A 9,832-nucleotide genomic window follows, 5' to 3' on the forward strand; every position below is an offset into this window, starting at 1 on the left:
GCCCGACGCGCCTAGTAACCTCATCCGTGCTCTGGCCCTGAGGCCCGAGCATGGAGGCGTCGCCTAGTCCGGTCTATGGCGCCCGCCTGCTAAGCGGGTTTGGGGCTACAACCCCATCGAGGGTTCAAATCCCTCCGCCTCCGCCCACCTCTGGCCCTCATCCGTGGGGGCCAGAGTCCATTTCGGCACTCGTGCGAGAACGTGCAATGCACAGACTCGCAGCGTCACCCATGATGGACATCTGGCCCAGGTCACCGACAATGGAGGCCGGTCTCGGTTCAGACTGACACACAACAGAGGATGAAAACATGATCTCCGGACGACGCATCGCAGCAGCGGCCCTGACCGCAGTCCTGTCGGTCGGCGCGGTCGCTCTGACCGCCGGCACCGCTGGCACGGTTGACGCACGCACCGACACCTCCTGGCCCGAGGTCAGCTCCAACCTCTGACCCGATCAGAAACCGGGGTCGGGAGCCGGCCCCAGCCCCTCCCCTGACGGCACGTCACGACCGGTGATGCCGCGGCGCCCCATCTCGTAGCCCAGCTGGAACCGGGAATCGACCTCGAACTCCTGCTTCAGCTCCGAGACGTAGCCCGCATAGGTGCGCGGGCTGACGCCCAGCCGCGCAGCGCCGCTCGGATCTGCGTGGCCGCCGATCAGCATCCGGATCGTCATGGCCCGCTGCTCGGCGGCGATGTCTCGCACCACCGACGTGTCCTTGTTGGTGAACGGACGGGCCCGCTCCCAGGAGCGGTCGAAGATGTCGGCGAGGTAGGCGATGACCGACGGCTCGCGCACCACGAGCGCCGAGTTGTGCTCGCGGCCCGGGATGATCGCGATCCGCCGGTCGACGACGATCAACCGGTTGAAGAACTCGTCGAGGGTGCGGACCTGCGCTCCCTCGGCCGTGACCGCGGCGACGTAGTTGACCGTGGCGGCCGACCGGCGCGCGGCGTGCTGGTAGAGCGTGCGCATCGAGACGCCGCGTCGCAGCGCCGCCCGGTCCCGCTCGACGACCACGTCGGGCAGGTGCTGCATGGCGCGGTTGGTCTGCGGCTGGGCCGTCAGCAGCTCTTCCGCGGCGTCAGCCACCACCGAGGTGATGTGGGCCCCGATCGCGCTGCCCCGCAGCTCGGTGAAGGGCCCACGCAGCGCCTCCGGCGAGCGACGCCACGCATGGGTGAGGCCCTGGAAGGCCTTGGCCCACTGGGCCGACTCGGCGATCAGCTCGGCCCCCTGCTGGCCGAGCGGGGAGACGACGCGCGACTGGACGATCGAGGGATCGACCGGCACCCACCGGTCCTCGCTCTCGTCGAAGGTGACCAGGCCGATGTCCTGGAGCAGCGCGAACGGTCCCGCAGCGCTGCCACCCTCCTGGATACGCGGATCCTGCGCGTCGAGGCCGGCTGACCCCACGAGCTCCTCGTAGAGGTCGGTCGCGGCTGTCTCGAAGACGGAGCGCTCATCAGGCCCGTAGTTCACGCCAACAACACCTCCCAGCGTCGTCGTGGCTTTCAATGACCGGCCGATCTTTCCACAACAACGGCTCCGGCCCGCCGGGATCAGGGATCCTGGCGGGCCGGAGTGGTGACGCTGGGCGATCAGGCGCCGAGGCGCTCCTTGAGACCGTCGAGCTCGGTCCACAGGACGGCCGGCAGGTCGTCGCCGAACTTCTCGAACCACTCGGTGATCTGCGGGATCTCGGCCTTCCACTCCTCGACGTCGACCGCGAGGGCGGCCTCGATGGCCTCCGGGGTCATGTCGAGGCCGTCGATGTCGAGCGAGCCGGGCGCCGGCACGTGGCCGATCGGGGTCTCGACCGCGGCGGCCGTGCCCTCGAGGCGCTCGATGACCCACTTGAGGACGCGGCTGTTCTCGCCGAACCCGGGCCACAGGAAGTCGCCGTCCTCGGAGAGGCGGAACCAGTTGACGTAGAAGATCTTGGGCATCTTCGACTCGTCGTTGTCCTTGCCCATGTTGATCCAGTGGCTGAAGTAGTCACCGGCGTTGTAGCCGATGAACGGCAGCATGGCCATGGGGTCGCGACGCACGAGGCCGACGGCCCCGACGGCGGCAGCGGTCGTCTCCGAGGAGAGCGTGGCGCCCATGAACGTGCCGTGGGTCCAGTCGCGGGCCTCGGTCACGAGCGGGACGGTGGTCTTGCGACGCCCGCCGAAGAGGATCGCGTCGATCGGCACGCCGCGCGGGTCGTCGTACTCGGCAGCGAGCATGTCGCACTGCTTGATCGGCGTGCAGTAGCGGCTGTTGGCGTGGCTGGACAGCTCGTCGCTGTCCGGCGTCCAGGGCTGGCCCTTCCAGGACGTCGCCTGGGCCGGGGTGTTCTCCAGGCCCTCCCACCACACGTCGCCCTCGGGGGTGAGCGCCACGTTGGTGAAGACCGAGTTGCCCTTGTTGATCGTCGCCATGGCGTTGGGGTTGGTGTGCTCGTTGGTGCCGGGCGCGACGCCGAAGAAGCCGAACTCCGGGTTGACGGCCCACAGGCGACCGTCCTCGCCGACGCGCATCCACGCGATGTCGTCGCCGATGGCCTCGACCTTCCAGCCCGGGATGGTGGGCTTGAGCATGGCGAGGTTGGTCTTGCCGCACGCGCTCGGGAAGGCAGCGGCGATGTACTTCGTGACGCCGGCCGGCGAGGTGAGCTTGAGGATGAGCATGTGCTCGGCCATCCAGCCCTCGTCGCGCGCCATGACGCTGGCGATGCGCAGGGCGTAGCACTTCTTGCCGAGCAGGGCGTTGCCGCCGTAGCCGGAGCCGAAGCTCCAGATCATCCGCTCCTCGGGGAACTGCACGATGTACTTGGTGTCGTTGCACGGCCACGGGACGTCGGCCTCGCCCTCGGCCAGCGGCTTGCCGACGGAATGGAGCGCGGGGACCCACTGCACGTCCTCGCCGATCTCCTCGATCTTGCGGAGGACCTCGGTGCCCATCCGCGCCATGACCCGCATCGAGACGGTGACGTAGGCGGAGTCCGTGAGCTCGATGCCGAACATCGGCTTCTCGGCGTCGAGGTGACCCATGACGAAGGGGATGACATACATCGTCCGGCCCTTCATGCAGCCGGCGTAGAGCCCGCGCATGAGGTCCTTCATCTTCTCGGGCTCCATCCAGTTGTTGGTGGGCCCGCAGTCCTTCTCGTCGACCGAGCAGATGAAGGTCTTGTCCTCGACTCGCGCCACATCAGTGGGGTCGGAGGCCGCGTGGAACGAGTTGGGCTTGATCTCGGGGTTCAACCGCGTGAACGTGCCGGTGCCCTCGAGGGCCACGGTGAGCTGCTCCCACTCCTCGTCGGAGCCGGTGCACCAGTAGATGTTGTCGGGCTGGGTGAGCTCGGCGATCTCGGTGACCCACGCCAGGATTCCTTGGTGGGTGGTCGGAGCCGAAGTTTCTGAAATGGCGGTCATGCCTGCGGATTCCCTCTCGCGCATTCGCGGTGGTCGCCTCGCTGAGCGAAGGCGCCTCCGGCCGTCGAGCGCATCGACGGTGGTGTCGTGGAGTGTTGATTGACCCGTCCGGCAACGCTGCGGCGACGGTTGTCGCCGAGGCTAACGTCCGCCCTGCGGCGTACATATTGGAACGATCAAGGGCTGTGACCCAGGTCCCACGCGCGGCTCAGATCGGCGCGTCAGGGTGGATGCTACGGGTTTCGCGGCGACGGTTGCGAGGTGATCGGGTCATGGACGCAGACAGCCGGCCGCGGGCGAACCGCGGCCGGCTGTTGGTCGTGCACTGTTCGAGGCGTCAGGCCTGGTCGTCCTCGAGCGCCTTGGCGACCCGGCGGTGGGCCTCCCAGATCGCGTCGGGCATCCGGTCGAACTGCTGGAGGTGCTCCTCGCGGAAGCCCATCTCCTGCTTCCAGCGGTCCGTGTCGATCGACAGGATCGTGTCGAGGTCCTCGGGGGTGATGTCCACGCCCTCGAGGTTGAGCTCCTCCTTGGTCGGCAGGATGCCGACCGGGGTCTCGCGACCCTTGACCTCACCGTTCTTCAGCTGCAGCAGCCACAGCAGCGGACGCAGGTTGTCGCGGTAGCCGGGCCACAGGAAGCGGCCGTCCTCGCCACGCTGGAACCAGTTGACGTGCGCGAAGATCGGCTGGTCCTTGGCCGCCCCGACGATGTCGAGGTAGTGCTGCGCGTAGTCGCCCTCGCCGTACGCCATGAAGGGGCGGTTGGACATCGGGTCGTAGCGCAGCAGGCCTTCCTTGCCCTCCGCGGCCGAGGTGGCCTCGGCGCCCAGGGTCAGGCCGTCGTAGACACCCTCGGCGAGGTCGTGGATCGCGCGGATCAGCGGCTCGCGGTCGCGGGTGCGGCCACCGAAGATGATCGCGTCGATCGGGACACCGGTCGCCGCGTTGTAGTCCTTGGCGATGTTGGGCACGTTGTCGAGCGTCGTGGTGAACCGGCTGTTGGGGTGGGCCCCCGGCTCGCCCGCCTGCTCGGGCGTGCGCTCCGAGATCGGGTTGCCCTTCCAGTCCAACCAGCCCGTGACGTCGGCCGGCGGCTCGGGCGTGCGGCCCTCCCACCAGACCTCCTGGGTGGTCGGGTTGTAGGCGATGTTGGTGAAGATCGCGCCCGAGCCCGGGTCGACCGAGTGCAGCGCGGTCGGGTTGGTGTTCTCGTTGGTGTCCTTGGCGACACCGAAGACACCGAACTCCGGGTTCATGCCCATCAGCTTGCCGGTGGACTCGTCGACCCACAGCCACGCGATGTCGTCGCCGTAGAACGAGACGTGGTAGCGCTCGCCGAGGACGTCGGGGGCCAGCATCATCGCCAGGTTGGTCTTGCCGGAGGCACTCGGGAAGCCACCACAGATGTGGTAGTCCTTCCCGGTCTCCTTGTCGTGGATGCCGATGAGCATGTACTGCTCGGCGAGGAACTTCTTGCTCGCCCACCCGTCGTAGGCACCCTGGCGCAGGCCGTGGGCGATCTTGCCGAGCAGCGCGTTGCCGCCGTAGGACGAGCCGAAGTGCAGGATCGTCCGCTCGTCACCGACGGTGACGAAGTAGCGCTGGTCCTCGGGCGTGCCCTGGCCGAGGTTCTCCAGGTCGCCGGTGACGTGGACGGCGCGGACGAACTGGTCCCCGGCGTCGTTGAGGTGCTCGGCACCGACGCGCGCCATCCGCAGGATGTGCAGCACCACGGTGCGGGTGTCGGTGACCTGGACGCCGGTCGCCCACGGGGCGAGCTCGTTGCCGGGGGGCGCCATCAGGTAGGGGATGACGTACATGGTCTTGCCCTGCGAGGCTCCGCGCATGCGGTCCTCGAGCATGGGGACCATCTCGGAGGCCGGGCGCCAGTTGTTGTAGACGCCCTTGTCCTTCTCGTCGTTGGACGCGACGATCGTGCGCTCCTCGGAGCGCGCGGTGTCCTTGTGGTAGCTCCGCGAGTAGTAGCGGCCCTCACCCGCAGGCATGAGCTCACCCGCCTCGAGAGCCTCCTGGATCAGGCGCGCGTCATCTGCGGGGCTGACCACCTCGATCCGCTCTGCGCCGGTGAGATCGGCGTACTTGCGGACGTATTCGCGGACCGCCGGGTTGGTCAACCCAGCTGCATCCAATGCCGCCTCGACATCTGCCATCGAAAAGTTCTGCCTCTCGTGAGGTGCCGGGGTCGCCTCGTTCGCCCCCAGCCGCGCAACGTGCACGACACCATAACGACCCTCCACCGGTCGGGGCGCGTCAGTCCATCAGCGGCCTCACCAATGCTGGGGAAGCGGGCTGATTTCGGGTTGACCGTAGGGGTCCGCTATCCTCATCCGGTCGTGCTGTTGCAGCGCGACATGCGCCTGTAGCTCAACGGATAGAGCATCTGACTACGGATCAGAAGGTTTGGGGTTCGAATCCCTACAGGCGCACAAGATGGCCCCGACTCCCACGAGTCGGGGCCTTTTGCGTGCGCCCGGATCGAGCCGATGCTGCGAGCCCTTCCTGCGTCACGTCGTGTGAGTCGCGCCCCGCGAGACGAGGTGGGGTACGGCGACGAGCAGGACCAGCAGGACCAGCAGCGACACCCCGCTGGCGAGGGTCGCGGCGGTCCGGTCGAGCACGACGTCGACCACGAGGAACGCGATGCCGGCCAGCAGCAGCGCGATCAGCCCCAGCGCGAGCTCGGTCAGCACGTGCGCGGCGCGGACCAGCCTCGGCTTGGCGCCACCCTGGAAGACCTGGCGGTGGATGGCGACCGGCGCGAGCGTGACGCCGACGGTCAGGAAGGCGAGGGCGAGGAGGCCGAGGTACCACCGCTGCTGGAAGTCGTCGAGCTCGGTGAAGCGCGACTGGAACGGCAGCGTGACCAGGAACGCCGCAAGCAGCTGGACACCCGTCTGGCTGACGCGCAGCTCCTGGAGCAGGTCGGTCCAGTTGCGGTCGGCGCGCTCCTCGGGGGTCTCGCGCCGGCCCTGCCCGCTCGGCTCGCTCATGCGGCGAGCGTACGGCGACGCCCCGCCCGCGCGCTCCGCCCGAAGGGAGGTGGCCGGCCGGTCAGGTCGCGGGGCAGGGTGAGGAGGGACCCGAGGAGGCGACATGCGATTCGGATACTTCCTCTCGAGCGAGGAGTACACGCCCCAGCAGCTGGTCGAGCAGGCGAAGCTGGCCGAGAAGGCAGGCTTCGAGGCCCTCTGGATCAGCGACCACTTCCACCCGTGGAACGACGCGCAGGGCCAGAGCCCGTTCGTCTGGTCGGTCATCGGCGCGATCGCCGAGGCCACCGACCTGCCAGTGACCACCGCGGTCACCTGCCCGACCTACCGCATCCACCCGGCGATCATCGCCCAGGCCGCCGCCACCAGCGCGGTGCTGCTCGAGGGCCGCTTCACCCTCGGGCTCGGCTCGGGCGAGGCGCTCAACGAGCACATCCTCGGCCAGGCGTGGCCGACCGCGCACACCCGCCTCGACATGCTCGAGGAGGCCGTCGACGTCATCCGGCAGCTCTTCACCGGCGAGGTGGTCCGGCACGAGGGGCGGCACTACACCGTGGACACCGCCCGCATCTACACGCTCCCCGACGAGCCGCCGCCGATCTACATCTCCGGCTTCGGGCCGCACGCCACCGACCTCGCCGCGCGCATCGGCGACGGCTACATCACCACGAGCCCCGACCAGGAGCTGCTGACGCGGTTCGGTGAGGGGTCCGGCGGCAAGCCCGCGCAGATGGGGACCAAGGCCTGCTGGGCGCCCACCCGCGACGAGGGCGTGGAGATCGCCCACCGGTTGTGGAGCACGAGCGGCCTGCCGGGTGAGTTGGCCCAGGTGCTGCCGTCGCCGCAGCACTTCGAGCAGGCGGCCGAGCTCGTCACCCCGGAGCAGACCGGCGAGAAGGTCGCCTGCGGCAGCGACGTCGAGGTCCACATCGAGGGCCTGCGACCGGCCGTGGAGGCCGGCTTCGACGAGGTCTACGTCGCCAACATGGGGCCTCACTACGCCGACATGATCGCGGCGTACGGCGCCGAGGTGCTGCCCGCACTGCGTGAGTCCACCGCGTGACCACCTGAAGGAGGAGACATGCCAGGCAAGAAGGAACCCGGACCGTCCGTCAAGGACGCCGAGATGTACGAGGCGCTGCGCGACGACGGCGCGAGCAAGGAGAAGGCCGCGCGGATCGCCAACGCAGCCGCGGCCGAGGGCCGCTCGACCGTCGGCGAGCGCGGCGGCGAGGCCACCGACTACGACGACCGCACGGTCGAGGAGCTGCGCGAGCGTGCGGCCGAGCTCGACATCGAGGGGCGTTCCCAGATGAGCAAGGACGAGCTGATCGAGGCCCTCCGGCACCACTGACCCGCACGCGTGACCCCGTGTGAGCGTGGTCGTTGAGCCCTCAGACCCTGGTCGGGTGCGCTCGGCGCCCGACATCCCCAACGGAGGTTCAACGATCGTGCGACTCAAGACCACCCTCGCGCTGGGCGCCGCCGCCCTCGCGACCACGGCCAGTCTCGTGGCCCCGACGACGCTCGTCGCACAGGCCAACGCCGCCGACGACCGCGCCAACGTCTCGGCCTTCCTGGCCGAGCAGCTGTCGACGTTGTCCGCCTCGGCGCCCGCCGCCGTCATGGTGCACGGAGCGACGCTGACGCAGGCCCAGGCGGCGGTGACCAACACCGGGATGAAGCGGGTCACCACCTTCCGCAAGATCGGCGTCGTCGTCGCGACCGGCACCGCGTCGCAGATCCAGGCCGTGCGCAGCCAGCCCGGCGTGACATACGTCGAGGGCAACGCCCCGATCGAGCTCTTCCAGGACACCAGCAACGTCGCCACCCGTGGCTTCGAGGCGACCCAGACGCTCACCGGCGCGGACGGCACGAGGCTGACCGGCAACGGCGTCAGCGTCGCGGTCATCGACTCCGGCATCGACCCGACCCACCCCTACTTCAAGGAGGCCGACGGCAGCAGCGCCGTCGTCGCCAACCTGAAGACGCTCTGCGACCCGTTCGACCTGATCTGCTCGGTCCAGAAGGTCCCCAACTCCGTCGACACCGACACGCTGGCCGTCGGCGGCCACGGCACCCACGTCAGCGGCATCGTCGCCGGCAACCCGGTGACCATCGCCGGTGGCAAGAAGCTGCAGGGCGCCGCTCCCGGCGCCAAGCTCGTCTCGCTGTCCACCGGCGCAGGCCTGTTCATCATCGGTGCCGACGCGGCCCTCAACTGGGTGCTGGAGAACCACGCGGCCCCGTGCGGCGCGGGCGTCCCGGCGACCACCTGCCCGCCGATCAAGGTCACCAACAACTCCTACGGCCCCTCCGGCGGCGGTGACCTCGAGCCCGAGTCGGCGACCGTCAAGATCCAGCGTGCGCTGGTCGCCGAGGGTGTCGTGACCGTGTGGGCCGCCGGCAACGACGGTGGCAACGGCTCGGAGAGCCTGACCAACCCGCCCGGCCAGGACCCGACCGGCGGCATCCTCTCGGTTGCCTCCTACTTCGACGAGAACACCGGCACCCGTGACGGCGTCGTGTCCGAGTTCTCCTCGCGCGGGGACGCCTCGCGCACCCAGACCTGGCCCGACATCTCCGCCCCGGGCGAGGACATCACCTCGGCGTGCCGCCTCTACCTCGTGATCTGCTCCACGGGCGGCGCTCCCGAGAACGGTCCGGGCATGCTCGACGTCGGGACGTTCAACACGATCAGCGGTACGTCGATGGCTGCACCTCATATCGCCGGCATCGTGGCCCAGCTCTTCCAGGCCAACCCGTCCGCTTCGCCGGCCCAGGTGGAGGCCGCCCTCAAGGCGACCGCCCACAAGTACACCGACGGAGCCCACTACGTCAGCGGAACGTCGTACGACAAGGGCTTCGGCCTGGTCGACGTGGTCGCAGCTGCGGCAGCGATCCGCTGAGAGAGGCCGCGCGCTCCTCTGAGTGAGCGCATGGCCTGAGTGCCGGGGGGCACCGCGGCGGCCGACGCACCAAGGGGGTGCGTCGGCCGCTCGCGATTTCGACACATTGCACCCACAGGGGTGATGAACGGTCCGGTGACCCGTGACAGGTTCGAAGTGCGTCCGAACGGGGCGCGACGACGAAGGGAACCGCATGGGACTCGACGACAAGATCAAGAACAAGGCAGAAGACCTCTCGGGCAAGGCCAAGGAGGGCGCCGGCAAGGCGACCGACGACGAGAGCCTGGAAGCCGAGGGCAAGGGCGACCAGACCTCCTCGGACATCAAGCAGGCCGGCGAGAAGGTCAAGGACGCCTTCAAGCACTGACGCTCCCTGCACGTTGTCAGGACAGACAACACCGGACGGGACATCGACTCGAGCAGTCGGTGTCCCGTTCCGGATTTCGCGCATCCAGCATCCACCGCTGTCGGTGCCTGATGGCAGGCT

General features: G+C 68.9%; 9 protein-coding genes and 2 tRNA genes. 7 read left to right on the top strand and 4 right to left on the bottom strand.

Features of this window, described 5'->3' with window-relative positions; all coding sequences use genetic code 11:
* The first annotated feature begins 52 nt into the window (after positions 1 to 52).
* Both CF8_RS00670 and CF8_RS21790 read left to right on the top strand, forming a co-directional pair.
* A tRNA-Ser gene (locus tag CF8_RS00670) sits at positions 53 to 143 on the top strand.
* 165 nt (positions 144 to 308) lie between these two features.
* Complete coding sequence (locus tag CF8_RS21790; RefSeq protein ID WP_156887118.1) at positions 309 to 449, top strand: hypothetical protein; 141 nt, start codon at positions 309 to 311, stop codon at positions 447 to 449.
* Positions 450 to 454: 5 nt separating this feature from the next.
* On the opposite strand, the gene CF8_RS00675 is transcribed toward CF8_RS21790, so the two are convergent.
* From CF8_RS00675 to CF8_RS00685, 3 genes are all read right to left on the bottom strand, one after another.
* Complete coding sequence (locus CF8_RS00675) at positions 455 to 1,483, bottom strand: LuxR family transcriptional regulator (RefSeq protein ID WP_051204080.1); 1,029 nt, start codon at positions 1,481 to 1,483, stop codon at positions 455 to 457.
* A gap of 119 nt (positions 1,484 to 1,602) precedes the next feature.
* Positions 1,603 to 3,423, bottom strand: a complete 1,821-nt coding sequence (locus CF8_RS00680) for a phosphoenolpyruvate carboxykinase (GTP) (protein ID WP_010831216.1) — start codon at positions 3,421 to 3,423, stop codon at positions 1,603 to 1,605.
* Between the two features lie 337 nt (positions 3,424 to 3,760).
* On the bottom strand, positions 3,761 to 5,596 hold the full coding sequence (locus tag CF8_RS00685) for a phosphoenolpyruvate carboxykinase (GTP) (RefSeq protein WP_010831217.1): 1,836 nt from the start codon (positions 5,594 to 5,596) through the stop codon (positions 3,761 to 3,763).
* 203 nt (positions 5,597 to 5,799) lie between these two features.
* Between CF8_RS00685 and CF8_RS00690 the strand changes: the two genes are divergently transcribed.
* Positions 5,800 to 5,872 (top strand) — tRNA-Arg (locus CF8_RS00690).
* A 78-nt stretch (positions 5,873 to 5,950) separates the two neighbouring features.
* On the opposite strand, the gene CF8_RS00695 is transcribed toward CF8_RS00690, so the two are convergent.
* Positions 5,951 to 6,436 carry a DUF6328 family protein gene (locus tag CF8_RS00695; protein ID WP_010831218.1) on the bottom strand — a complete coding sequence of 162 codons (486 nt, stop codon included), beginning with the start codon at positions 6,434 to 6,436 and terminating at the stop codon, positions 5,951 to 5,953.
* A gap of 103 nt (positions 6,437 to 6,539) precedes the next feature.
* Between CF8_RS00695 and CF8_RS00700 the strand changes: the two genes are divergently transcribed.
* The 4 genes from CF8_RS00700 to CF8_RS00715 all read left to right on the top strand — a co-directional run bounded on the left by CF8_RS00700 (position 6,540) and on the right by CF8_RS00715 (position 9,712).
* Positions 6,540 to 7,499 (top strand): TIGR03557 family F420-dependent LLM class oxidoreductase, encoded by a 960-nt coding sequence (locus CF8_RS00700; RefSeq protein WP_010831219.1) that lies wholly within the window; start codon positions 6,540 to 6,542, stop codon positions 7,497 to 7,499.
* Between the two features lie 18 nt (positions 7,500 to 7,517).
* Positions 7,518 to 7,790 carry a DUF7218 family protein gene (locus CF8_RS00705; protein WP_010831220.1) on the top strand — a complete coding sequence of 91 codons (273 nt, stop codon included), beginning with the start codon at positions 7,518 to 7,520 and terminating at the stop codon, positions 7,788 to 7,790.
* A 97-nt stretch (positions 7,791 to 7,887) separates the two neighbouring features.
* Complete coding sequence (locus tag CF8_RS00710; RefSeq protein WP_036491790.1) at positions 7,888 to 9,345, top strand: S8 family serine peptidase; 1,458 nt, start codon at positions 7,888 to 7,890, stop codon at positions 9,343 to 9,345.
* A 193-nt stretch (positions 9,346 to 9,538) separates the two neighbouring features.
* Positions 9,539 to 9,712 carry a CsbD family protein gene (locus CF8_RS00715; RefSeq protein WP_036489921.1) on the top strand — a complete coding sequence of 58 codons (174 nt, stop codon included), beginning with the start codon at positions 9,539 to 9,541 and terminating at the stop codon, positions 9,710 to 9,712.
* Positions 9,713 to 9,832 lie beyond the last annotated feature (120 nt).

Source organism: Nocardioides sp. CF8 (assembly GCF_000389985.1).
Taxonomy (GTDB): Bacteria; Actinomycetota; Actinomycetes; order Propionibacteriales; family Nocardioidaceae; genus Nocardioides; species Nocardioides allogilvus.